Origin of the sequence: Streptomyces sp. NPDC001980 (assembly GCF_040296885.1) — a bacterium.
GTDB lineage: Bacteria > Actinomycetota > Actinomycetes > Streptomycetales > Streptomycetaceae > Streptomyces.
Genome location: NZ_JBEOYD010000051.1, coordinates 32,663 through 57,294, shown reverse-complemented (window position 1 = coordinate 57,294; position 24,632 = coordinate 32,663). Strand labels below are relative to the sequence as shown.

At 71.0% G+C, this 24,632-nt stretch carries 18 protein-coding genes; 11 read left to right on the top strand and 7 right to left on the bottom strand.

The window, feature by feature from the left end:
• Positions 1-169: 169 nt before the first annotated feature.
• The 3 genes from ABT137_RS44410 to ABT137_RS44400 all read left to right on the top strand — a co-directional run bounded on the left by ABT137_RS44410 (position 170) and on the right by ABT137_RS44400 (position 3,063).
• Positions 170-1,099 carry a phosphoribosyltransferase family protein gene (locus tag ABT137_RS44410; RefSeq protein ID WP_351718206.1) on the top strand — a complete coding sequence of 310 codons (930 nt, stop codon included), beginning with the start codon at positions 170-172 and terminating at the stop codon, positions 1,097-1,099.
• Positions 1,100-1,413: 314 nt separating this feature from the next.
• Positions 1,414-2,106 carry a ribosome hibernation-promoting factor, HPF/YfiA family gene (gene hpf / locus ABT137_RS44405; protein WP_382734141.1) on the top strand — a complete coding sequence of 231 codons (693 nt, stop codon included), beginning with the start codon at positions 1,414-1,416 and terminating at the stop codon, positions 2,104-2,106.
• Between the two features lie 207 nt (positions 2,107-2,313).
• Positions 2,314-3,063 carry a response regulator gene (locus ABT137_RS44400; RefSeq protein ID WP_351718205.1) on the top strand — a complete coding sequence of 250 codons (750 nt, stop codon included), beginning with the start codon at positions 2,314-2,316 and terminating at the stop codon, positions 3,061-3,063.
• Positions 3,064-3,099: 36 nt separating this feature from the next.
• On the opposite strand, the gene ABT137_RS44395 is transcribed toward ABT137_RS44400, so the two are convergent.
• The gene (locus ABT137_RS44395; RefSeq protein ID WP_351718203.1) at positions 3,100-4,290 is read right to left on the bottom strand and encodes a winged helix-turn-helix domain-containing protein; all 1,191 of its coding nucleotides are present in this window, start codon (positions 4,288-4,290) and stop codon (positions 3,100-3,102) included.
• A gap of 49 nt (positions 4,291-4,339) precedes the next feature.
• Positions 4,340-4,915, bottom strand: a complete 576-nt coding sequence (locus tag ABT137_RS44390; RefSeq protein ID WP_351718201.1) for a GNAT family N-acetyltransferase — start codon at positions 4,913-4,915, stop codon at positions 4,340-4,342.
• Positions 4,916-5,206: 291 nt separating this feature from the next.
• On the opposite strand from ABT137_RS44390, the gene secA reads away from it, so the two are divergent.
• Entirely contained in the window at positions 5,207-8,050 is a 2,844-nt protein-coding gene (secA, locus tag ABT137_RS44385; protein ID WP_351718199.1) for a preprotein translocase subunit SecA, read from the top strand.
• Positions 8,051-8,217: 167 nt separating this feature from the next.
• On the opposite strand, the gene ABT137_RS44380 is transcribed toward secA, so the two are convergent.
• A complete protein-coding gene (locus ABT137_RS44380) occupies positions 8,218-8,679 on the bottom strand; it encodes an Rv3235 family protein (RefSeq protein WP_351718197.1) in 462 nt (153 codons plus the stop codon).
• 338 nt (positions 8,680-9,017) lie between these two features.
• Here ABT137_RS44380 and ABT137_RS44375 point away from each other — a divergent pair, with 338 nt between their 5' ends.
• The 3 genes from ABT137_RS44375 to ABT137_RS44365 all read left to right on the top strand — a co-directional run bounded on the left by ABT137_RS44375 (position 9,018) and on the right by ABT137_RS44365 (position 15,905).
• Positions 9,018-9,533 carry a DUF6912 family protein gene (locus ABT137_RS44375; protein WP_351718195.1) on the top strand — a complete coding sequence of 172 codons (516 nt, stop codon included), beginning with the start codon at positions 9,018-9,020 and terminating at the stop codon, positions 9,531-9,533.
• A 92-nt stretch (positions 9,534-9,625) separates the two neighbouring features.
• Positions 9,626-10,291 (top strand): HAD family hydrolase, encoded by a 666-nt coding sequence (locus ABT137_RS44370; RefSeq protein WP_351718193.1) that lies wholly within the window; start codon positions 9,626-9,628, stop codon positions 10,289-10,291.
• 676 nt (positions 10,292-10,967) lie between these two features.
• Positions 10,968-15,905: an NAD-glutamate dehydrogenase gene (locus tag ABT137_RS44365; RefSeq protein WP_351718191.1), complete on the top strand. Its 4,938-nt coding sequence runs from the start codon at positions 10,968-10,970 to the stop codon at positions 15,903-15,905.
• Positions 15,906-16,087: 182 nt separating this feature from the next.
• Here the strand turns inward: ABT137_RS44365 and ABT137_RS44360 are convergent, their stop codons facing one another.
• Both ABT137_RS44360 and ABT137_RS44355 read right to left on the bottom strand, forming a co-directional pair.
• Positions 16,088-16,978: an ABC transporter ATP-binding protein gene (locus ABT137_RS44360; RefSeq protein ID WP_502984673.1), complete on the bottom strand. Its 891-nt coding sequence runs from the start codon at positions 16,976-16,978 to the stop codon at positions 16,088-16,090.
• Between the two features lie 40 nt (positions 16,979-17,018).
• Positions 17,019-17,936: an ABC transporter permease gene (locus tag ABT137_RS44355; RefSeq protein WP_351718189.1), complete on the bottom strand. Its 918-nt coding sequence runs from the start codon at positions 17,934-17,936 to the stop codon at positions 17,019-17,021.
• A 381-nt stretch (positions 17,937-18,317) separates the two neighbouring features.
• Between ABT137_RS44355 and ABT137_RS44350 the strand changes: the two genes are divergently transcribed.
• The 3 genes from ABT137_RS44350 (at position 18,318) to ABT137_RS44340 (ending at position 20,369) form a co-directional block, all read left to right on the top strand.
• Positions 18,318-18,944, top strand: a complete 627-nt coding sequence (locus tag ABT137_RS44350) for a TetR/AcrR family transcriptional regulator (protein ID WP_234544057.1) — start codon at positions 18,318-18,320, stop codon at positions 18,942-18,944.
• 79 nt (positions 18,945-19,023) lie between these two features.
• On the top strand, positions 19,024-19,401 hold the full coding sequence (locus ABT137_RS44345) for a DoxX family protein (RefSeq protein ID WP_351718187.1): 378 nt from the start codon (positions 19,024-19,026) through the stop codon (positions 19,399-19,401).
• Positions 19,402-19,442: 41 nt separating this feature from the next.
• A complete protein-coding gene (locus tag ABT137_RS44340) occupies positions 19,443-20,369 on the top strand; it encodes an RNA polymerase sigma-70 factor (protein WP_351718185.1) in 927 nt (308 codons plus the stop codon).
• A 37-nt stretch (positions 20,370-20,406) separates the two neighbouring features.
• On the opposite strand, the gene galE is transcribed toward ABT137_RS44340, so the two are convergent.
• Together galE and ABT137_RS44330 are read right to left on the bottom strand one after the other, a co-directional pair.
• Positions 20,407-21,387, bottom strand: a complete 981-nt coding sequence (galE, locus tag ABT137_RS44335) for a UDP-glucose 4-epimerase GalE (protein WP_351718183.1) — start codon at positions 21,385-21,387, stop codon at positions 20,407-20,409.
• Positions 21,388-21,441: 54 nt separating this feature from the next.
• Positions 21,442-22,659 (bottom strand): glycosyltransferase 87 family protein, encoded by a 1,218-nt coding sequence (locus tag ABT137_RS44330; protein WP_351718181.1) that lies wholly within the window; start codon positions 22,657-22,659, stop codon positions 21,442-21,444.
• A gap of 355 nt (positions 22,660-23,014) precedes the next feature.
• Between ABT137_RS44330 and ABT137_RS44325 the strand changes: the two genes are divergently transcribed.
• Positions 23,015-24,625, top strand: coding sequence for a glycosyltransferase family 39 protein (locus tag ABT137_RS44325; RefSeq protein WP_351718180.1), 1,611 nt, complete (start codon positions 23,015-23,017; stop codon positions 24,623-24,625).
• Positions 24,626-24,632 lie beyond the last annotated feature (7 nt).

Here is a 24,632-nt window from a genome sequence, read left to right as displayed (position 1 = left end):
CGTGGGCCGCGCACGGGAGCTGTCGTGCGCCTCGGGCAACCTTTCTCCGGGCACAGCAACGCCCCTTCTCACCCGTGTGGGTGACGTGCTGTGCGTGTCGCATGGAGTTGTCCACAGGCGGTTGTCCACAGGGGTGGCCGGTCGGGCCGGGCATTGGCACAGTGGGCACATGCGGGGGTGGTGGCAGGACCTCACCGACCTGGTGCTACCGGCCGAGTGCGGAGGCTGTGGGACGCCTCGCACGGTGCTCTGCGACGGGTGCCGTGCCGCCCTGAACGGGGCCGTACCGCGCCGGGTGCGACCGGTGCCGGAGCCGCCCGGGCTGCCGGCGGTGTACGCGGCGGCGCCTTACGCGGACGAGGTACGGGCGGCTCTCCTCGCCCACAAGGAGCGCGGTGCGCTGGCGCTCGCCGGGGCGCTGGGCGCGGCGCTGGCGGGAGCGGTACGGGCCGGGCTTCAGGAGGGGCTTCGGGACGGCTCGGCCGGGCTTCGGGACGGCCGGACCGCGCGGATCGTCGCTTCGTGGAGCGGTACGGCGGGTGGCGCCGGCGCATCCGGGCCCGTGCTGCTCGTGCCCGTACCGTCCGCGCCGTGGGCCGTGCGGGCGCGAGGGCATGACCCGGTGCGGCGGATCGCCCTCGCGGCGGCCGCGGAGCTCCGGCGTGCCGGGGCCTCGGCCCGGGTGGTCCCGGTGCTGCGGCAGCGGCGGGCCGTCGCCGACCAGTCGGGGCTCAACGCCCGGCAGCGGTTCGCGAATCTCGCGGGCGCGCTGGAGATGACGGCGGGCGGTGCCCGGCTGCTGGCCGGGGGCCGGGTCGTCCTCGTCGACGACCTCGTCACCACGGGCGCCACCCTCGTCGAGGCGGCGCGTGCGGTGCGGGAGTTTGCCGGGGCCGAAGGGGCAGGAGAGGCGACAACGACTGTGTATCGGCGCGCGGCTTGGGAAGGAAGGGAGGAACGGAAGACCGGACCGGCGGAAGAGCGGGCGAAGTGGGCACGGAACACACCGGGAATGGCCGAGGTGAACGGCCTCGCAGGGCCGGTCCGTGCCGCCGTGGTCGCGGCCGCACCGGATTCTTTCGAAACGAACCGGAACTGACCGTGAACGTACATCGTTGCAGGCAGTGACGGGGTCAATTCACCTGAATGGAGGTACGCATCAGTAGAGGGTGACGACATCCGTCCGGGCGAGATATGTTCGGTTGTGAGGGAGAAAGCCGCAGGCCATGTCTCCCCTATCCGAATGCCGTGCCGCGGGTTTTCCGCAATCATCGCGGTGCTGGGGTGCAGATCTTGCCCATGGGGGAGGAGGAGGTGAAGTCGCCGAGTCCGAGGCTCCGGGGTTCACCGGAGCTGGGTGCAAAAGGGAGATGCTCCGCAGTGCAGCGGAGTGATCCGGGAACGGAGTTCTGCGTGGACATCGTCGTCAAGGGCCGCAAGACCGAGGTGCCCGAGCGGTTCCGCAAGCACGTGGCCGAGAAGCTGAAGCTGGAGAAGATCCAGAAGCTCGACGGCAAGGTGATCAGCCTCGACGTCGAGGTGTCCAAGGAGCCCAACCCCCGACAGGCCGACCGTTGCGACCGAGTGGAGATCACGCTCCGCTCCCGCGGTCCGGTGATCCGGGCGGAGGCAGCGGCCAGTGACCCGTACGCGGCACTCGACCTGGCGGCGGAGAAGCTGGACGCGCGGCTGCGCAAGCAGCACGACAAGCGGTTCTCGCGCCGCGGCGCACGGCGGATCTCGGCGGCCGAGGTCCCCGACCACGTCCCGGGCGCGGCGACGCTCAACGGGAACGGCAGCCCCGTCCACCCCGAGGACGCGGACGGAGTGCCCACCAAGAAGATGGGCTCCCTCGAGGTGCAGGGCGAAGGCCCCCTCGTCGTCCGCGAGAAGACGCATGTCGCCGCCCCGATGACTCTCGACCAGGCTCTCTACGAGATGGAGCTGGTCGGACACGACTTCTACCTGTTCGTCGACTCCGAGACCAAGGAGCCGAGTGTCGTCTACCGGCGGCACGCGTACGACTACGGTGTCATCCACCTCAACACGGACCCGATGGTCGCCCAGGCGCAACCGCCCGCGGCGGGAGGCACGCTGGGCGGCTGACCGGTCCGGCCGGCAGCTGAGCCTGTGCCCCTGGAAGCGCGTGTGCGCCCCCAGGGGCACCGGTGTGCGACCACTTCGCGCCCCGCTCGGTCACCCCGTTGTCGCCCGGGCATGGAATCATGGCCGCAACGGCCCAATCGGTGGGCCGTTGCCTTGGGTTGGCGGATGGCACAGCACCACAGGCCACAGCCTTCAGGGGGAGGAACGATGGCGGACAGCTTCGGACCGATGCAGGACGGTGATGCCGACGGTGGCGTCGTCGGCATGGGCCCGGACGCGGGCGGTATTCCACGCAAGGAACCGATCAGAGTCCTTGTCGTCGACGACCATGCCCTTTTCCGCCGCGGACTGGAGATCGTGCTCGCCGCCGAGGAGGACATCCAGGTCGTCGGGGAGGCGGGTGACGGCGCGGAGGCCGTCGACAAGGCCGCCGACCTGCTGCCCGACATCGTGCTGATGGATGTCCGGATGCCCAAGCGCGGCGGTATCGAGGCCTGCACCTCCATCAAGGAGGTCGCACCCAGCGCGAAGATCATCATGCTGACGATCAGCGATGAAGAGGCCGATCTCTACGACGCGATCAAAGCGGGCGCGACCGGATACCTCCTCAAGGAGATCTCCACCGACGAGGTGGCCACCGCCATTCGCGCGGTGGCCGACGGGCAGTCGCAGATCAGTCCGTCCATGGCGTCGAAACTCCTCACCGAGTTCAAGTCGATGATCCAGCGCACCGACGAGCGCCGGCTGGTGCCGGCGCCGCGGCTCACCGACCGCGAACTCGAAGTGCTCAAGCTGGTCGCCACGGGGATGAACAACCGCGATATCGCGAAGGAGTTGTTCATCTCCGAGAACACCGTGAAGAACCATGTGCGCAACATCCTCGAGAAGCTGCAGCTGCACTCCAGGATGGAAGCGGTGGTCTACGCGATGCGGGAGAAGATCCTCGAAATCCGCTGAGGCCGTCTGCGCCGGGGGCCTCAGCGCCGGCAGCGGTCAGCGCAGCGCGGCGATCAGGGCGCGGGTCACCTCCTTGAGGAGCGGCTCGCGCAGCTCTGGGGTGTCCACGCGCTCCACGCGCACCGTCGTGCAGTCCACCCAGCTCGCCGCCTCGACCAGCGCCTCCGCCACCGCCGGGACCGCCTTCGGGCCGTCCAGCGTGACCTGGCGGGCGACCAGGATGCCGCCCGCCTCGCGCGCCGGGTCCACCCGGCCCACGAGCCGGCCGCCGGCCAGCACCGGCATCGCGTAGTAGCCGTGCACCCGCTTCGGCTTCGGGACGTAGGCCTCCAGGCGGTGGGTGAAGCCGAAGATCCGCTCCGTGCGTGCCCGGTCCCAGATCAGCGAGTCGAACGGGGAGAGCAGCGTCGTACGGTGCCGGCCGCGCGGGGGTGCGGCCAGGGCCGCGGGGTCCGCCCAGGCGGGCTTGCCCCAGCCCTCCACCTCGACCGGGACCAGACCCGAGTCGGCGATCACCGCGTCGACCTGCTCGCCCTTGAGCCGGTGGTAGTCGGCGATGTCGGCGCGTGTGCCGACGCCCAGCGACTGCCCGGCCAGCCGGACCAGGCGGCGCAGGCACTCGGTGTCGTCCAGCTCGTCGTGGAGCAGCGCGCCCGGGACCGCGCGCTCGGCCAGGTCGTACACCCGCTTCCAGCCGCGCCGCTCGACGCACACCACCTCGCCGTACATCAGCGCGCGCTCCACGGCGACCTTGGTGCCGGACCAGTCCCACCACTCGCTGGTCTTCTTCGCGCCGCCCAGCTCCGTCGCGGTCAGCGGGCCTTCGCCGCGCAGCTGCTTGATGACCTGGTCGTAGACGCCGTCGGGGAGATCGTGGTTCCAGTGCGGGCGGCCACGGTAGGCGCGGCGGCGGAAGGCGAAGTGCGGCCACTCCTCGATGGGGAGGATGCAGGCCGCGTGCGACCAGTACTCGAAGGCGTGCGCGTCCTGCCAGTAGGCGGCCTCGACCGTCCTGCGGCCGACGCGGCCGAGGCGGGCGTACGGAATCAGCTCGTGCGAGCGGGCGAGGACCGAGATGGTGTCGAGCTGGACCGCGCCGAGGTGGCGGAGCACGCCCCGGACGCCGGAACGGCGGTCGGGGGCACCGAGGAAGCCCTGTGCCTTCAGCGTGATACGGCGGGCTTCGTCCGCCGAGAGGGCGGCGGCGGGGCGCGGGAGGGTCGTCATGGATCGGACGATAGAGGGAGGCACTGACAGCCGGGCATGAGCTGGGGTCTCAGCCCCGCGAGGGGGTCGGCAGGTAGGGCGCCGCGGAGGGCAGGCCCAGGTCCGAGGGGAGCAGGGAGCCGACCCAGCAGTCGCGTCGTACGCCCTTGTTGTTGAGGGAGGAGCGGAGGGTGCCCTCGACGGTGAAGCCCGCGCGTTCCGCGACCGCGCGGGAGGCGTGGTTGCCGACCTCGGCACGCCATTCGACCCGGTCGATCGCCATCCGCGTGAACGCCCAACGGGCGGCCGCGAGGGTGGCCTCGGCGGTGTAGCCGTGGCCGCGGTGCTCCTTGGCGGTCCAGAAACCCACCTCGGCCGTCCCCAGGGAGCGCATGGTCAGGGCGAGCATCCCGGCCAGCCCTCCCGTCGGCAGGAAGACGCCGAAGGTGAACATCGAACCCTCGGACCAGCCGTCGGGGACCATCTGCTCCGTGAAGCTCCGGGCGTGCTCGGCGAGGTAGGGCGAAGGAATCGTCGTCCAGCGCTGGATGTCGGGATCCTGGACGGCCGCGTACACCGCGTCGGTGTCCTGCGGGCCGACCGCGCGCAGCAGTAGACGAGGGGTGGTGAGCGTGACGGGTTCCATCGGCTGATTCTGCTCGCCAGGGCGTCCGGTACGCCATAGATTTCGCTCTCCGTGAGTGCGTGATCACATTTCGCGCAATTCCTCGCCCCGGCGCGGCACTATCCGCCTGCCCTGGCCGTTGTCCCGGATGAAGCACGAAGTGGGCCGGCAGGGCCCTCTGAAAGGCGACGGACGGCCGTCGGGCCGACAGGCCTCCCGACACGGCCGGGTCCTCGCATACGATGGCCGTTGCTCAGTACGTCAAATGGAAACCGACCCTCCCAGGCCCGACCGGCAAGGAGACAAACCCCCGTGTCCGTCCTCTCGAAGATCATGCGTGCAGGCGAAGGCAAGATCCTGCGCAAGCTGCACCGCATCGCGGACCAGGTCAACTCCATCGAAGAGGACTTCGTCGACCTCTCCGACGCCGAGCTGCGGGCCCTCACCGATGAGTACAAGCAGCGCTACGCGGACGGCGAGAGCCTTGACGACCTGCTCCCCGAGGCGTTCGCCACCGTCCGCGAGGCCGCCAAGCGCGCCCTCGGCCAGCGTCACTACGACGTGCAGATCATGGGTGGCGCGGCCCTCCACCTCGGCTACGTGGCCGAGATGAAGACCGGTGAGGGCAAGACCCTCGTCGGCACCCTGCCCGCGTACCTCAACGCGCTGTCGGGCAAGGGCGTCCACCTCATCACGGTGAACGACTACCTGGCCGAGCGCGACTCCGAGATGATGGGCCGCGTCCACAAGTTCCTGGGCCTCACCGTCGGCTGCATCCTCGCCAACATGACGCCGGCCCAGCGCCGCGAGCAGTACGCGTGCGACATCACGTACGGCACGAACAACGAGTTCGGCTTCGACTACCTGCGTGACAACATGGCGTGGGCCCAGGACGAGCTCGTCCAGCGCGGCCACAACTTCGCCATCGTCGACGAGGTCGACTCCATCCTGGTCGACGAGGCCCGTACGCCGCTGATCATCTCCGGCCCGGCCGACCAGGCCACCAAGTGGTACGGCGACTTCGCCAAGCTGGTCCTGCGCCTGAAGAAGGGCGAGGCCGGCAACCCGCTCAAGGGCATCGAGGAGACCGGCGACTACGAGGTCGACGAGAAGAAGCGCACGGTCGCCATCCACGAGTCCGGCGTCAGCAAGGTCGAGGACTGGCTGGGCATCGACAACCTCTACGAGTCGGTGAACACCCCTCTGGTGGGCTACCTGAACAACGCCATCAAGGCGAAGGAGCTCTTCAAGAAGGACAAGGACTACGTCGTCATGGACGGCGAGGTCATGATCGTCGACGAGCACACCGGCCGAATCCTCGCCGGCCGCCGCTACAACGAGGGCATGCACCAGGCGATCGAGGCGAAGGAAGGGGTGGACATCAAGGACGAGAACCAGACCCTCGCCACGATCACCCTGCAGAACTTCTTCCGCCTCTACAAGCGTCACGACCACAACGACAAGGAACAGCCCGGTCTGTCCGGCATGACCGGTACGGCCATGACCGAGGCCGCCGAGTTCCACCAGATCTACAAGCTCGGCGTGGTCCCGATCCCGACGAACAGGCCGATGGTCCGCAAGGACCAGTCGGACCTGATCTACCGCACCGAGGTCGCCAAGTTCGAGGCGGTCGTCGACGACATCGCGGAGAAGCACGAGAAGGGTCAGCCGATCCTGGTCGGCACGACCTCCGTCGAGAAGTCGGAGTACCTCTCGCAGCAGCTCTCCAAGCGTGGCATCCAGCACGAGGTGCTCAACGCGAAGCACCACGAGCGCGAGGCGACGATCGTCGCGCAGGCCGGCCGCAAGGGCGCCGTCACGGTGGCCACCAACATGGCCGGCCGTGGTACGGACATCAAGCTCGGCGGCAACCCCGAGGACCTCGCGGAGGCGGAGCTGCGCCAGCGCGGCCTCGACCCCGAGGAGCACATCGAGGAGTGGGCGCAGGCGCTGCCCACCGCCCTGGAGAAGGCCGAGCAGGCGGTCAAGGCGGAGTTCGAGGAGGTCAAGGACCTCGGCGGGCTCTACGTCCTCGGTACCGAGCGGCACGAGTCGCGCCGGATCGACAACCAGCTGCGCGGTCGTTCCGGCCGTCAGGGCGACCCCGGCGAGTCCCGCTTCTACCTCTCCCTCGGTGACGACCTGATGCGCCTGTTCAAGGCCCAGATGGTCGAGCGCGTGATGTCCATGGCGAACGTGCCGGACGACGTGCCGATCGAGAACAAGATGGTCACCCGCGCGATCGCGTCCGCGCAGTCGCAGGTCGAGCAGCAGAACTTCGAGACCCGTAAGAACGTCCTGAAGTACGACGAGGTGCTCAACCGCCAGCGCGAGGTCATCTACGGCGAGCGCCGCCGCGTCCTGGAGGGCGAGGACCTGCAGGAGCAGATCCAGCACTTCACGGACGACACGATCGACGCGTACGTCGGCGCGGAGACCGCCGAGGGCTTCCCGGAGGACTGGGACCTCGACCGTCTGTGGGGCGCCTTCAAGCAGCTCTACCCGGTCAAGGTCACCGTCGACGAGCTGGAGGAGGCGGCCGGCGACCGTGCGGGCCTGACCGCCGAGTACATCTCCGAGTCCATCAAGGACGACATCCACGAGCAGTACGAGTCGCGCGAGACGCAGCTCGGCTCCGAGATCATGCGTGAGCTGGAGCGCCGGGTCGTGCTGTCGGTCCTGGACCGCAAGTGGCGCGAGCACCTCTACGAGATGGACTACCTCCAGGAGGGCATCGGCCTGCGCGCGATGGCCCAGAAGGACCCGCTGGTCGAGTACCAGCGCGAGGGCTTCGACATGTTCACCGCGATGATGGACGGCATCAAGGAGGAGTCCGTCGGCTACCTGTTCAACCTGGAGGTCCAGGTCGAGCAGCAGGTCGAGGAGGTCCCGGTCGAGGACACCGAGGCCGCGGAGGGCGTCCAGGACGCGGTGCCGGCCCAGGCGGGCTCCCGCCCCGAGATCCGCGCGAAGGGTCTGGAGGCGCCGCAGCGGCGTGGCATGCACTTCTCGGCGGCCACGGTGGACGGCGAGGGCGGCATCGTCGAGGGCGAGTTCGACTACGACGACGATGAGCCGGCCCGCTCCGAGGCCGACGGCCTGACCCGCGCCGAGCGCCGCAAGCAGGCGAAGAGCCGCCGCGGCCGCAGGAAGTAACCCCAGCACCAGCGAGCGCTTCGCGAGGGCCGGCCACCTGGAGAGGGGGCCGGCCCTTCGGCTTGCGTGAGGGGCCCGGGGCGGACACCTGCGTGGCCTCGACAGGGCCGCCGCTTCGGCCCGCCCCGCGGTCCGGCCTCGGTCCGGCCCTCCTCTCGGTCCGGCCGTCAGGGGCCGTGTGGCGGGCGTGGGCCGCCCATCTCCACTGCCGTGCAGCGCCAGCGCAGGTCCGCGCCCTGTTCCAGGCGGAAGGCCAGCGCGCGCAGCCGGTCGCCCGCCGCGATGCGGGCGAAGACCTCCAGGGCGCCGCCACGGGGGACGTAGTAGCCGATGTCGCGGACGACGGGGTCGGTGCCGCGGGTGCGCAGGGGGCCGCGTTCGGCGAGGCGGGCCAGGTCGTCGTAGGCGTGGCCCGCGGTGTGCCGGAGCATCCAGTGGACCGGGCGGCGGCCGCTCAGGACGGCCAGCAGGCGCTCCGCGAAGAGGTCGGTGGGGCGGGGGCCCGGCGGGGCCGCCGGAGGCGTGAGCGGCCGACGGGAGGAGGGGGCGCCCGGCCGGCGGGAGTCGCGGCGGCCGGGCGGACGGCCGGCCGGGCGGAGCTGGGCTGTCCTGGTCATGACCTTGTTCATGGGGATCCCCGTTCGGCGGGCCCGGCGGGTACCGGGCGGTAACTTTTGGTTACGGATCTTGTACGGACCGGGACCGGCACAGCAAGGCGGTGGCGGTCCGTGTCGGGGGTCCCGGAATGTTCACCTATCCGAGTGGCCGGGGGTGCCGGAAACCCGCTGGGCGGGCGGTCGCACCGGGTGAATCGCAGGGCGTCGGGTGGACGCCTCCGACGTCACCTCCCGGGACCCGAAAGGGGACGCCCGCACGTATCCTGAAGGCCCTCCGGAAGGCGCCAGGCCCTCCGCGGGGCGTCAATGCCGAAGCAGAGTCGAAGAGCCCGGAAGAGAGCGGCCCAGCCATGCGCGTCTACGTCCCCCTGACCCTCCCCGGGCTCGCCGAGGCGCACAGGACGGGCGAGCTGGGAACCGGTCCGTTCGTCGCCTACGCCGTCACGCCCGCGCTGCGGGAGTGGTACCTCTCCGACGACATAGAGGAACTGGAGTACGCCGCGCTCAACCGGGCCGCGCTGGCCTCCCTGCGGCTGCTGGCCGCCGACCCGGACGCGATGCGGCGCCGGGTCGTGGTCGCCGTCGACGTGCCCGACGGCGCGGCGGCGGCCGACCCGGACCGCGGGCTCGACCCGGCGGCGCTGGGCGAGGTCCGGGTGACCGGGACGGTGGCGCTGGCCAGGGCGGCCTCGGTGCACGTCGACTCCGACGACGCGGAGCAGGACGTGACGGCGGCGGCCGGGGCGCTCAAGGCGGCGGACGGCGGGGACGACGACGCGCAGTTCGTCGTGGACGGGGCCGAGGACCACGAGCTGCTCTGGTACGCCACGCAGGAGATCCCGAACCTGGTGGGGCTCGGCGGCTGAAGCGAGGCCGGCGGGGCCCGACGGTTCGCCTGTGACCTGCGGTGATGTGCCGGAGGTCTTGATTGTCAGTGGTGGCGGGTAGCGTTTTTGGCATGGGGAAGCACGGAAGCGCACACATTGTCTGGGACTGGAACGGGACGCTGTTCCACGACAACGACGCGATCATCGGGGCGACGAACGCGGCCTCGGCCGAGCTGGGCCTGGCGCCGATCACGCTGGAGCAGTACCGGGCGCTGTACTGCGTGCCGGTGCCGAAGTTCTACGAGCGGCTGATGGGGCGGCTGCCGACGGAGGCCGAGTGGGAGGTCATGGACGTGATCTTCCACCGGTACTACGCCGAGCACCGAGCCAGGTGCGGGCTGACCGAGGGGGCGGCCGAGCTGCTGGCCGGGTGGCGTTCGGCGGGGCGCAGCCAGTCGCTGCTGAGCATGTACGTGCATGACGAACTGGTCCCGCTGGTAAGGGGGTTCGGGATCGAGCCGCACTTCGTACGGGTGGAGGGACGGGTCGGGCCGTCGGGGGGAAGCAAGGCCGAGCACATGGTGCGGCACCTGCGACAGCTGGCGGGTGTGGAGCCGGGGCGGACCGTGGTGATCGGGGACGCGGCGGACGACGCGGTGGCGGCGCAGGCGGTGGGGGCGCAGGCGGTGCTGTACACCGGGGGGTCGCACGGGAGGTCGAGTCTGGAGGAGGTCGGGGTGCCGGTCGTGGACTCGCTGGCGGAGGCGGTCGAGGAGGCGCAGCGGTTGGTGGCGTGAGCGGGTGCCGGTGCCGGTGGGCTGAGGCCGGGGGGTGAGGTCGCTTACCGGCGCTTGCGGGGTGCCTCCCCCAGCGGGGGGACCCCCAGCCCACCCGTGCCGCCCTGGGGGCACCTCCCAGGCCCTTGAGGCACTGGGGGAGGCACGACTGCTCGCAGCCATGTTTTTTAGGCGCGGGGAACTGCGCGACCAGCCCCCACGCACCCGCACCATCACCGCCTGTTTTCAGCCACCCCCACCCCCCGTGTCGGCCAGGCCGGCGCAGCGCCCCTGTGCAGAACGTCAAAGTTCCACCCCCTGTTTTGTACACATACGGCTCATGACGGCCCCCCGGTAGGGAGCGATAGCCTTGGTGGCGTGATCAGCGCGATAGTTCGCGGGGGCATCGGTGCCCCTGCCCTGCGCCCGGTGAGCACGGAACACCTCCGTGACCGGGTGGCGGTCGCTGGTCTTCCCGGGCGGAGGGCGCCGAAGGCGGCCCAGGCAGGAGCGCTGCCGAGAGCAGCATCACACCTGCCGAGCAGCTCAAATATGGCTCAATACCCCCCGCTCGTCTCACCTTGCGGCATAGCGTCGGAGCAGACCGGAGAACCCGGCCGTGGCGTCGAGCCGCAGGGGGAAGAGCCCGTACTTCCTTCTACGTCACGCAATGGCGCGCGACAGGAGCCAGAGGACAATGCAGACCAAGCTGGACGAAGCCAAGGCCGAGCTGCTCGATCGGGCCGCCCGGGTAGCTGAGAACAGCCCGGCCGGGGGGCACCTACCGACTGGGACGACGGGAGAGGCGGACCAGGAGTCCGTCTTCGCGTTCCTCCAGCGCTACTACCTGCACACCGCACCGGAGGACCTGGCCGACCGCGACCCGGTCGACGTCTTCGGCGCGGCCGTCTCGCACTACCGCCTCGCCGAGACCCGCCCGCAGGGCACCGCGAACGTCCGGGTCCACACCCCGACCGTCGAGGAGAACGGGTGGACCTGCACCCACACGGTGGTGGAGGTCGTCACCGACGACATGCCCTTCCTCGTGGACTCGGTCACCAACGAGCTGACCCGGCGGGGGCGCGGGATCCACGTCGTCATCCACCCCCAGATCGCCGTCCGCCGCGACCTCACCGGCAAGCTGATCGAGGTGCTGCCCACCCCGACGGTCGGCGAGGAACTGCCGCACGACGCGTACATCGAGTCCTGGATCCACGTCGAGATCGACCGCGAGACCGACCGCTCCGACCTCAAGCAGATCACCGCCGACCTGCTGCGCGTGCTCTCCGACGTCCGTGAGGCCGTCGAGGACTGGGAGAAGATGCGGGAGGCGGCCGTCCGCGTCGCCGAGAACCTCGGCGAGGAGCCGGTCCCCGCCGACCTGCCGCGCCCCGAGGTCGAGGAGGCCCGCGAGCTGCTGCGCTGGCTGGCCGCCGACCACTTCACCTTCCTCGGCTTCCGCGAGTACCAGCTGCGCGAGGACGACTCGCTGGCCGCCGTGCCCGGCACCGGCCTGGGCATCCTGCGCTCCGACCCGCAGCACGCCGGCGAGGAGGGCCACCCGGTCAGCCCCTCCTTCGAGCGGCTCCCCGCCGACGCGCGCGCCAAGGCCCGTGAGCACAAGCTCCTCGTCCTGACCAAGGCGAACAGCCGGGCGACCGTGCACCGGCCGTCGTACCTGGACTACATCGGCGTCAAGAAGTTCGACGCGGACGGCAACGTGGTGGGTGAGCGGCGCTTCCTCGGGCTGTTCTCGTCCGCCGCCTACACCGAGTCGGTGCGCCGGGTGCCGGTCATCCGCCGCAAGGTCGACGCGGTCCTGGACCGGGCCGGCTTCTCGCCCAACAGCCACGACGGCCGCGACCTGCTCCAGATCATGGAGACCTACCCGCGCGACGAGCTGTTCCAGACCCCGGTCCCGGAGCTGGAGTCGATCGTCACGAGCGTGCTCTACCTCCAGGAGCGCCGCCGGCTGCGGCTGTACCTGCGCCAGGACGAGTACGGCCGCTACTACTCGGCCCTCGTCTACCTGCCGCGCGACCGCTACACCACCGGCGTCCGGCTGCGGATCATCGACATCCTGAAGGAGGAACTCGGCGGCATCAGCGTCGACTTCACGGCCTGGAACACCGAGTCGATCCTCTCCCGGCTGCACTTCGTCGTCCGCGTCCCGCAGGGCACCGAACTGCCCGAGCTGTCCGACGCCGACAAGGACCGCATCGAGGCCCGCCTGGTCGAGGCGGCCCGCTCCTGGGCCGACGCCTTCGCCGAGGCGCTCAACGCCGAGTGCGGCGAGGAGCGCGCGGCCGAGCTGCAGCGCCGCTACACCAACTCCTTCCCCGAGGGCTACAAGGCCGACCACACCCCGCGCGCGGCGGTCGCGGACCTGGTCCACCTGGAGCGGCTCACCGAGGAGCCGGGCAACGACTTCGCGCTCAGCCTCTACGAGCCGGTGGGGGCCGCTCCCGGCGAGCGCCGCTTCAAGATCTACCGCAAGGGCGCGGCGATCTCCCTGTCGGCCGTGCTGCCGGTCCTGAACCGGCTGGGCGTCGAGGTGATCGACGAGCGGCCGTACGAACTGCGCTGCGCGGACCGGACGACCGCGTGGATCTACGACTTCGGGCTGCGCATGCCGAAGGTGTCCGGCGGCGGCAACGGCGACTACCTGGGCGACGACGGCCGTGAGCGCTTCCAGGAGGCGTTCGCGGCGACCTGGACCGGTCTGGCGGAGAACGACGGCTTCAATGCGCTGGTGCTGAGCGCCGGGCTGAGCTGGCGGCAGGCGATGGTGCTGCGGGCGTACGCGAAGTACCTGCGGCAGGCCGCCTCCACGTTCTCCCAGGACTACATGGAGACCACCCTTCGCAACAACGTCCACACCACCCGGCTGCTCATCTCCCTGTTCGAGGCGCGGATGTCGCCGGACCGGCAGAAGGCCGGCCTGGAGATCACCGACGCCCTCCTGGAGGAGCTGGACGCGGCGCTGGACCAGGTGGCGAGCCTCGACGAGGACCGCATCCTGCGTTCCTTCCTGACCGTCATCAAGGCGACGCTGCGCACCAACTTCTTCCAGGACACGGTCGACGGCAAGCCGCACTCCTACGTCTCCATGAAGTTCGACCCGCAGGCCATCCCGGACCTCCCGGCGCCCCGCCCGGCGTTCGAGATCTGGGTGTACTCGCCGCGGGTCGAGGGTGTGCACCTGCGCTTCGGCAAGGTCGCGCGCGGCGGTCTGCGCTGGTCCGACCGGCGTGAGGACTTCCGCACCGAGATCCTCGGCCTGGTCAAGGCGCAGATGGTGAAGAACACCGTCATCGTGCCGGTCGGCGCCAAGGGCGGCTTCGTCGCCAAGCAGCTGCCCGACCCGGGCGTGGACCGGGACGCGTGGCTCGCCGAGGGCATCGCCAGCTACAAGACGTTCATCTCGGCGCTGCTCGACATCACCGACAACATGGTGGCCGGCGACGTCGTGCCCCCGCAGGACGTGGTCCGGCACGACGAGGACGACACCTACCTGGTGGTCGCGGCCGACAAGGGCACGGCGACGTTCTCCGACATCGCCAACGAGGTCGCCGGCAGCTACAACTTCTGGCTCGGCGACGCCTTCGCCTCCGGCGGCTCCGCGGGCTACGACCACAAGGGCATGGGCATCACCGCGCGCGGCGCCTGGGAGTCCGTCAAGCGGCACTTCCGGGAACTGGGCGTCGACACCCAGACCGAGGACTTCACGGTCGTCGGCATCGGTGACATGTCCGGTGACGTGTTCGGCAACGGCATGCTGCTCAGCGAGCACATCCGCCTGGTCGCCGCCTTCGACCACCGGCACATCTTCATCGACCCGAACCCGGACGCGGCCACCTCCTACGCCGAGCGCCGCCGCCTGTTCGACCTGCCCCGCTCCAGCTGGGGCGACTACGACACCGGCCTGCTCTCGGCCGGCGGCGGGATCTTCCCGCGCAGCGCCAAGGCCATCCCGGTCAACGGCCACATCCGCGAGGCCCTCGGCATCGAGGAGAAGGTCACCAAGCTGACCCCGGCCGACCTGATGAAGGCGATCCTCGGGGCGCCGGTCGACCTGCTGTGGAACGGCGGCATCGGGACGTACGTCAAGGCGTCGGCCGAGTCCAACGCGGACGTCGGCGACAAGGCCAACGACGCCATCCGCGTCGACGGCGCCGACCTGCGCGTCAAGGTCGTCGGCGAGGGCGGCAACCTGGGCCTGACCCAGCTGGGCCGGATCGAGTTCGCCCGCCAGGGCGGCAAGATCAACACCGACGCCATCGACAACAGCGCGGGCGTGGACACCTCCGACCACGAGGTGAACATCAAGATCCTGCTCAACGGCGCGGTCGCGGACGGCGACATGACGGTCAAGCAGCGCAACAAGCTGCTCGCCGAGATGACCGACGAGGTCGGCGCCCTGGTGCTGCGCAACAACTACGCGCAGAACGTGGCGATCGCCAACGCGCTCGCCCAGTCCGGGGACATGCTCCACGCCCAGCAGCGCTTCCTGCGCCACCTGGTCAGGGAAGGCCACCTCGACCGGGCCCTGGAGTTCCTGCCCACCGACCGCCAGATCCGCGAGCGCATCGGCACCGGCCAGGGCCTGACCGGCCCGGAGACGGCCGTCCTGATGGCGTACACGAAGATCACGGTCGCCGACGAACTGCTGGCGACCACGCTGCCGGACGACCCGTACCTGAGCAGCCTGCTGCACGCGTACTTCCCGACGGCCCTGCGCGAGCGGTTCGCCGCCGCGCTCGCCACCCACCCGCTGCGCCGCGAGATCACCACCACGGTCCTGGTCAACGACACGGTCAACACCGGTGGTACGACCTACCTGCACCGGCTGCGCGAGGAGACCGGGGCCTCCCTGGAGGAGATCGTCCGGGCGCAGACCGCGGCCCGCGCGATCTTCCGCTCGGCCGCGGTGTGGGACGCGGTCGAGGAACTGGACAACAAGGTCGACGCGGCCGTCCAGACCCGGATCCGGCTGCACTCCCGCCGCCTGGTGGAGCGCGGCACCCGCTGGCTCCTCAACAACCGGCCGCAGCCGCTCCAGCTCCTGGAGACCGTCGACTTCTTCTCCGAGCGGGTCGAGCAGGTCTGGCAGCAGCTGCCGAAGCTGCTGCGCGGCGCGGACCTGGAGTGGTACCAGCACGTGTACGACGAGCTGTCCCTCGCCGGTGTGCCCGCCGAGGTCGCGACCCGCGTGGCCGGCTTCTCCTCCGCCTTCCCGGCGCTGGACATCGTCTCGGTGGCCGACCGCACCGGCAAGGAGCCGCTGGACGTCGCCGAGGTCTACTACGACCTCGCCGACCGTCTCGGCGTCACCCAGCTGATGGACCGCATCATCGAGCTCCCGCGCGCCGACCGCTGGCAGTCGATGGCCCGCGCCTCCATCCGCGAGGACCTGTACGCGGCCCACGCGCTGCTCACCGCCGACGTGCTCGCCGCGGGCAACGGCACGTCGACACCCGAGCAGCGCTACCAGGCCTGGGAGCAGAAGAACGCCGCGATCCTGGGCCGGGCCCGGACCACCCTGGAGGAGATCCGCAGCTCGGACTCCTTCGACCTGGCCAACCTCTCGGTGGCCATGCGGACGATGCGGACGCTGCTGCGCACGCACGCGTAGCCGTACGAAGCGGCCGTACGCAGCGGTAGTACGACATGAAGGGCGCCCCGGGCCGGTGACGGTCCGGGGCGCCTCTCTTCTGTCTCTTCTGCCGGTGGTCCGTTCCCGCCGACAACGGCGTGAGCCGCGCCGGGTGGCACCGGCGCGGCTCACGGTCGTACGGCTGCTTCAGGAAGGCTGCTTCAGGAAGGCTGGGCGATCTTCGGGGCGTCGGCCTGCGCCGGGGGCGTGGCCTTCGGCTTCGGCTTCGGCTTGGGCTTCGCCTTCGTCTTGTCGGACTTGTCGCCGGTGAAGGCCTCGTACTCGGCGAGGACGTCCTCGGTCAGCCCGTCCATGCGCAGCACACCGCGCTCCAGCCACAGCACCCGCTCGCAGGTGTCGCGGATGGACTTGTTGTTGTGGCTGACCAGGAACACCGTGCCCGCGTGCTGGCGCAGCTCGCGGATCCGCTCCTCGGACCGCATGCGGAAGGACGCGTCACCGGTGGCCAGGGCCTCGTCGATGAGGAGGACGTCGTGGTCCTTGGCGGCGGCGATGGAGAACCGCAGCCGGGCGCCCATGCCGGAGGAGTAGGTGCGCATCGGGAGGGTGATGAAGTCGCCCTTCTCGTTGATGCCGGAGAAGTCGACGATGTCCTGGTAGCGCTCCTTGATCTCCTCGCGGGACATGCCCATGGCGAGACCGCCGAGGTAGACGTTCTTCTCGCCGGTCAGGTCGCCCATCAGGGCCGCGTTGACGCCGAGGAGGGAGGGCTGGCCGTCGGTGTAGATGGCGCCGTGCTCCACGGGCAGCAGGCCGGCGACCGCCTTGAGCAGGGTGGACTTGCCGGAGCCGTTGGTGCCGATCAGGCCGATCGCCTCGCCCTTGTAGGCGACGAAGGAGACGTTCTTGACCGCGTGCACCTTGCGGACGCCGGCCGCCTGCTCGGCATGCTTGCGGCGCAGCATACGGTTGAGGGCGGCGGTGGCGGAGCCGCGGCCGGCGCCGGTGCCGTTGACCCGGTAGACGATGTCGACGCGGTCGGCGACGACGGTGGGGATCTGGGTGCCGCTCACACCGAGGGCGTCGCTCACGCTGGGGATGTCGTTCACGCTGGAGGTGTCGCTCACGTTCTCAGCCACGGCCGTACGTCTCCTCAGCCTTCCAGAAGTAGATGAACCCGCCGACGCCGACGACCAGCGCCCAGGCGGTCGCGATGATCCACACGTGCGCCGGCAGCTGGTTGGCGTGGAAGCTGTCGATCAGGGAGAAGCGCATCAGGTCGATGTAGACGGCGGCCGGGTTGGCCTTGAGCACCGGGTTGACCCAGGTCGGTAGACCGTGGTGGTTCTTGGTCAGCTTGTCGATGTTCCACATGACGCCGGAGATGTACATCCAGGTGCGGAGCACGAACGGCATCAGCTGGGAGATGTCCGGGGTCTTGGCGCCCCATCGGGCCATGATCAGCGACATGCCGGTGTTGAAGGTGAACTGCAGGATCAGCGCCGGGATCGCCAGCAGCCAGGAGGCGGCCACCGGCACGCCGAAGCAGAGCAGGATGACGACCAGGGCACACATCGAGAACAGCAGTTGCTGCAGCTGCTGGAGGCAGAAGGAGATGGGCAGCGCCGCCCGCGGGAAGTGCAGGGCGCGGACGAGACCGAGGTTGCCGGCGATCGCGCGGGTGCCGGTCATGATCGAGCTCGACGTGAACGTCCAGATGAACACCCCCGTGACCAGGAACGGGATGTAGTCCGGTACGCCCTTCTTCGTGCCCAGCAGGATACCGAAGATGAAGTAGTACACCGCGGCGTTCAGCAGCGGGGTCATGATCTGCCAGACCTGGCCGAGCTTCGCCTGGGCGTACTGGGCGGTGAGCTTGGCGGTGGCGAACGCGACGATGAAGTGCCGTCGCGCCCACAGCTGGCGGATGTACTGGGGCAGGGAGGGACGGGCGCCGCTGACCGAGAGACCGTGCCGGGCGGCGAGCGCCGCGAGGTCGTCCTCGGCCGTGACCGGGGCCGGGGGCGGTGTGTGAAGGACCTGGGTCACATCCGCTGCTTTCACTCGGGGGGTGGGGGTGCGGCGTCCGGCTGGGCGCCGGGCCCGTACATCCGGCGTTTCCTTACGCTTCTCTTCACGTTTTCTTACGTCGGGACGGGACCGTATCGTCGCAACGGGAGCGTAGGCCGAGTTGGCGTCGGAACGCAACCGTTTCGTCGTCACGGACGGATGTGTGCCGTAACACTTTCGAGGTCGGGGCGCGACCGATTCGTTGCGGTGTGTTGCGGGTGCGTGTTCGATACGGCGGTGAGCTGGGGCGTGTTCAGTGCGACCGCGCTGCGACCGCGTTGCGGCGTTCGGGTGGCGGCTCGGTGTCGGTCCGTCGTCGGAACGCAACCGTTTCGTCGTTACGCCCCTATGCTGGGATACATGACGACGAACGCCGAGGAGCCCCAGACGCGTCCGCGCCGACGAGCCCCTGCCGGGGCGGCCGTCCTCCGCGAGGACGTGACCGAGGCCATCCGGGCCGCCGTCTTCGAGGAACTCGCGGCGGTCGGGTATGCCCGGATGTCCATCGAGGGCATCGCGCGCCGCGCCGGCGTCGGGAAGACCGCCGTCTACCGCCGCTGGCGCTCCAAGCTGCACCTGGTCCTCGACGTCGTCTCGGCCCTCGCCGTGATGGGCCTGCCGGTACCCGACACCGGCTCCCTGGAGGGCGACCTGCGGCTGCTGTACGAGGTCACGTCCCGGGCGCTGCGCCACCCGGTCGCCTCGCAGATCATCCCGGACCTGCAGGCCGAGGCGGCCCGCAACCCCGACATCGCCGAGGCCATGCAGAAGACGCTGCGCGAGGGCCAGGAGGGCGTCGCCAGCAAGATCATCGAGGCGGCGCAGCGGCGCGGCGAACTCGCCGAGGGCCTCGACGACGACCTGGCCATGGACCTGATCTCCGGTCCGCTGTACTGGCGCTCGGTGGTGATCCGCACCCCGAAGCTTCCGAAGGGGTACCTGGCGGCGCTGGCCCGCGGGACCACGGAGGCGCTCAAGGCGCTGTAACCACTTGACCGTGGATGTCACAGGTGCGGCGCCCGTCTCGTCGTAGAGGGCGCAGACATCCTCGATCAGGGAGTGGACGATGAACCTCGCGCTGTGGATCACCGCCGGGCTGCTCGCCGCGGTGGCGCTGGCCGGTGGGATCAGCAAGACGTTCGTGCCGCGGGAGAAACTGGCCGCGGCCCATGGCGGCGGCTGGACCGGTGACGTCGGCGACGGCTTCGTGCGGACGCTCGGCATCCTCGAACTCCTGGCCGCGGCGGGCCTGGTCCTGCCCGCCGTCACCGGCATCGCGCCGGTACTGGTGCCGGTGACCGCCACCGCCTGGATCCTGCTGATGATCGGCGCGATGATCACCCACGGCCGGCGTGGCGAGCGGGCGTTCGTGGCGCTGAACCTGTGCTACCTGGCACTGGCACTGCTCGTCACGGTGGGCCGGTTCGGCCCGGGCTCCTTCTGACGGGGCATGGGGCATAGGACATGGGACATGGGGGAGTGGACATGAAGACCAGGGCCGAGGAGTTCCAGGAACTGCGGCCGCTGCTGTTCTCGATCGCGTACCGGCTGCTCGGCAGCGTCGGTGAGGCCGAGGACGCCGTCCAGGAGGCCTGGCTGCGCTTCGCCGGCTCGGCGACCGAGGTCAGGTCGCCGAAGGCCTTCCTGTCGGCCGCGGTGACCCGGATCTCGATCGACGTACTGCGCTCGGCCCGGGTCCGGCGCGAGGAGTACGTCGGCCCGTGGTTCCCCGAGCCGCTGCTCACCGACCCCTACGAGGACCCGGTGCGGTCGGCGGAGCTGGCCGACTCGGTGTCGATGGCGGCCCTGCTGCTCCTGGAGCGGCTCAGCCCCCTGGAACGCGCGGTCTTCGTCCTGCGCGAGGTGTTCGACTTCGGCTTCCCCGAGGTCGCGTCGGCGGTGGGCCGCTCGGAGGCCGCCTGCCGCCAGCTGGCGGTCCGGGCCCGGCGCCACATGGCCGACGGCCGCCCCCGCTTCGAGGCGGACCGCAGGGAGCGCGTCGAACTGGCCGCACGCTTCTTCGAGGCCCTCCACGAAGGCGACCTGGCCGGCCTCCAGGACCTGCTCGCCGCCGACGTGTCGCTCGTCAGCGACGCCGGCGGCAAGGCCCCGCAGCTGGCCCGCGCCGTGCTGGGCGCCCCGAACGTGGCCCGCCTCCTCGCCGCCGTCATCCCGTTGCTGTTCCGGATCGAGGTGACCTGTGAGCAGCACGAGGTCAACGGCCAGCCCGGCGCGATCTTCCGTGACCGCCACGGCAAGGTCCTGCAGACCTTCGCCCTCGACATCCTCGACGGCCGCGTCCAGGCGATCCGCCTGGTCCTCAACCCCGAGAAACTCGGCCACGTGGGCCCGGTGGCGGACGCCTGGGCCCTCGCCGAGGAGGTCAAACAGGCCCGCAGGACCGCGGAGTGACGAGGCCTCACACACCCGGCGACCGGGCGCCGGTGCGTCAGCCCCGGCCCGCCTCCGGATGCAGGCGTACCCAGCCGTCCCAGGCCGAGGTGATCATGTCCTGGACGTCGTGTTTGGCCTTCCAGCCGAGTTCGGTGGTGATGCGGTCGGCGGAGGCGACGACGCGGGCCGGGTCGCCGGGGCGGCGGGCGGTGACGGCCGGGGGGAGGTCGTAGCCGGTGACGGCGTTGATGCGGTCGATCATCTCGCGGACCGACACGCCCTCGCCGCGCCCGATGTTGAGGGTGAGTGCGCGGCCCGGCTCGGCCTGGAGGGCACGGGCCGCGGCCACGTGGGCCTCGGCGAGGTCCACCACGTGGATGTAGTCGCGGACGCAGGTGCCGTCCGGTGTCGCGTAGTCGTCGCCGAAGACGCGCGGCGGGGCGTTCTCCGTGAGCTTCTCGAAGACCATCGGGACGAGGTTGTAGACGCCCACGTCGGCGAGTTCGGGGCGGGCCGCGCCGGCCACGTTGAAGTAGCGGAGCGAGGCCGTGGCGAGGCCTGTGGCCCGGCCCGTCGCACGGACCAGCCACTCGCCCGCCAGCTTCGTCTCGCCGTACGGCGACATCGGCACGCACGGCGTCTCCTCCGTCACCAGGTCGACGTCCGGCATGCCGTAGACCGCGGCCGAGGAGGAGAACACGAAGGACGGGACCTGGGCCTCCGTCACGGCCTGGAGCAGGACGCGCAGGCCTTCGACGTTCTCGTGGTAGTAGTGCAGCGGGCGGTCCACCGACTCGCCGACCTGCTTCTTCGCCGCCAGGTGCACGACCCCGGTCACCTCGTGCTCGGCCAGGACGCGCGCGACCTTCTCACCGTCGAGGGTGGAGCCCACCACCAGCGGCACGTCCTGCGGCAGGCGTTCGGCGATGCCGGTGGACAGGTCGTCGTAGACCACCGTCCGCTCGCCCGCCTCCGCCATCGCGCGTACGACATGCGCCCCGATGTAACCGGCGCCGCCGGTGATCAGCCAGGTCATGTGCGGCCGTCCCCTCCGTGAGTTGGCCCGTGGTGTCCGTCAGCCGCGGGTTCGTCAGCCGCGGTCACTCCTCAGTGAAGCAGGTGCCGCCGACATCTGCGGACGGCCGACATGACGCACCGCGGTCATACGGACACCTGACGTGTCCTCGCGGCGCCGGGTGGCGCGCCACAACCGGGTCAGGGAGAGCACGGCGGCCGTGGCCAGCAGGCCGTTGCGGGCGAGCATCAGCAGGCAGCCGGTCCAGGTGCAGTGGACGACCTCGGCGTAGAACGCGGGGTAGGCGACGGCACTGAGCGCGGTCGCCGCCAGGACGAGCGCGGCGACCGGACGCTGGGTGGTGTGCCGTGAGGTCAGGCAGACGGCGGCCAGGCCGAGCAGCCAGATCATGTACTGCGGGCTGATCACCCGGCTGGTGACGGTGAAGAGGAGTACCGCGCTCAGCGCCGCGTCGTACGGGGTGGCCGGCGTCCAGTGCCGGGCCCGTACCCGCCAGAGCAGCAGCAGCGCGAAGGCGGCCGCGGTGAGAACGAGGGAGGCGGTGGCGACCGCGCGCACATGCGGGCCGACCAGTTCGATGGCGCCGTACTGATAGCGGGTGGTGCCCCGCCAGCCGGCGTGCCGCGCGAGGCTCAGCGCGGTTCCGCCGAGCGACTCGATCTGCACGCCACGGCCGCCCTGCTGACGGAGGAAGGCGAGCGGGTTGCGGAACGACACCACGAAGACGGCGAGGGTCACGGTCCCCGTCAGGGCCGCGGTCAGCCACGCCGTGCGCGTCGGACGTCCGCGCTCCAGGCCCAGCAGCACCAGCGCCGGCCACACCTTCACCAGCGCGCCCAGTGCCGCGAGCGCACCGCACGCGCGCGTGGAGCGCGACAGCGCCAGCAGGGAGAGCACGGCGAAGGCGGTGACCTCCACGTCGTAGCGGGCCAGCGGGAGGTGCAGCAGGAGGGGCAGGCCGCCGGTCCACAGGGCCGCGCCGAGCAGGGAGCGGCCGGGGCGCCGGCCCGCGCGGGCGAGTGCGGCCGTGACCAGCGCGTCGGTGGCCAGGGTGAGCGCCACGAACGCCTGGAAGTAGCTCAGTCCGGGCACCAGCCCCGGCGCCAGCAGCACCGCGCCGGCACCCGGCGGGTACTGCCACAACGTGTCGTGCGCGGGGAACGCGCCGTGCGACAGCACGCCGTACCAGTGGAAGTACAGCCGCCACACTTCGCGCGCGACCGATCCGTGGCCCAGGGGTCGCTCGTTGTTGTGGGCGAGGAGCCACAGCATCAGCGCGCGCGTGGCGGCCCAGACGACGGCGAGGCGGAGGAGCGGCGGGGAGAGGCGCGGCCGGAGACGCGAGGGGAGACGCGGGGGGCCGGACGGGCGGCGCAGACGCGGGAGTCGAACAGGCGGGGCGAACGGGACGCGCGGAAGCGGAGTGTACGGGTGACGATTCATCGACCGCGAGCGTAAGCCGCGCGGATGGTGTATCCATGCCGATACGCCGTCAATACCCGGCAAAGGTTGGCTAATCGCAAAAGATCGGGCCGTGGTGAGTATCGGGCCTCTCGTGAGAACACATCCGCGAACGACACGAACAGAAGACGACAGCCGGCCGGCTCCACGGAGTCGGCCGCGCCCGTTGGGCGGTCGGCCCCGGTGGCCGCGGGCCGCCCGGTTCCTCGCCGTGGCCGTCCCGGCCGCGGCGATGCTCGCCGTCGGGCTCTGGGGGCTGCACCGCGGCGGCATGTGGCGCGACGAGGCCGTCACCTACCAGGTCGCCCGGCGCACGGTGCCGCAGATCTGGCGGCTGCTGCACGACGTCGACGCGGTACACGGCCTGTACTACCTGCTGATGCACCTCGTCCTCGCCGCCGACCCCGGCCACCCCGGCGAGGTCGTCCTCCGGCTGCCCTCGGTGTGCGCGGCGGCCGGCACCGCGGGCCTGGTCGCCGCCCTCGGCAGCCGCCTGGCCCGGCCGCGCGTCGGCCTGTGGGCCGGGCTGCTGTACGCGGTCACCCCGCTGGTCGGCCACTACGCGCAGGAGGGCCGCTCGTACGCCCTGGTCGCCGCGGGCGCCACCGGCGCGACGCTGCTCCTCGTCCGGGCGGTGCGGGAGGAGGGGCGGCGGGCCTGGTGGTGGTACGGCGCCGTCCTCGGAGTCACCTGCTGGCTGCACGAGTTCGCCGTCCTGCTGCTGCTCGCGCACGCGGGAACCCTGGCGCTGGCCCGTTCGTCGGGAAAGGTGTGGCGGGGGTGGGGCTGCGCGGCCGGCGGCGTGGCGCTGTCGCTGCTGCCGATGGTCGTGGTCTCGCGCGGGCAGTCGGCCCAGGTGGCCTGGCTGCGGGAGCCGGACGTGGAGACCGCGCAGGAGTTGCTGCGCCAGTACCTCGGACCGACCGACGGGGTGTACTGGGCGTGCCTGGCGCTCGGGCTGCTCGGGCTGACGCGGCTGGTGGGCCGGCGTGGCGAGGTGACCCTCGCGGCGGTCGCGCTGCCGCTCGCGGTGCTGCCACCGGTGGCACTGATGCTGGCCTCGCAGTTCACACCGCTGTACGTCGACCGGTACGTGCTGTACGCGCTCGCCGGGGCGCCGCTGCTGGTGGCGCTCGGCGCGGACCAGGTCGCCCGGGTGCTCGGCCGGCTCTGGTCCCACGGCGCGCGGACGGCGCCCCGGTCGCCCGCGCTCACCCTGGCCGGGGTCCTGGCGGTTCTCCTCGCCTTCGTCCACCAGGTCCCGCTGCTGCGGGCGGACCGGGTGCCGGGCACCCGTCCGGACGACCTCGGGGCGGTCGCCGCGGCGGTGGCCCGTGTGCTGCGGCCCGGCGACCCCGTGCTGTTCCTGCCGGCCCACGCGCGCGGGGCGGAGCTCGCGTATCCCGCCGACTTCAAAGGCACGCGGGACGTCGCACTGGCCGAGCCGGGGCCGGCGTCGGGGACGCTGTACGGGCGTGAGGTGGGGGCGGGGGTGCTGCGGCGGCGGTTGGCGGGGGCCGACGAGGTGTGGGCCGTGATGGAGAAGTACGCGCTGGTGAGCGGGTATCGGCCGCGGCTCGGGACGGAGCGGGCCAAACTCGCCGTGCTGAACCAGCAGTTCGTGCTGCGGGAGGAGATGGTGATCGACCGGGTTGCGCTGCGGTTGTATGTGCGGCCGATTCGGGTGGGTGCGGCCGAGTCCGCAGTGCAGGCCGGTGGGGGCTGGTCGCGCCCACGCGGCGGCAGCCGCACATCGACAACAGCCCCGCGCCCCTGAAGGGGCG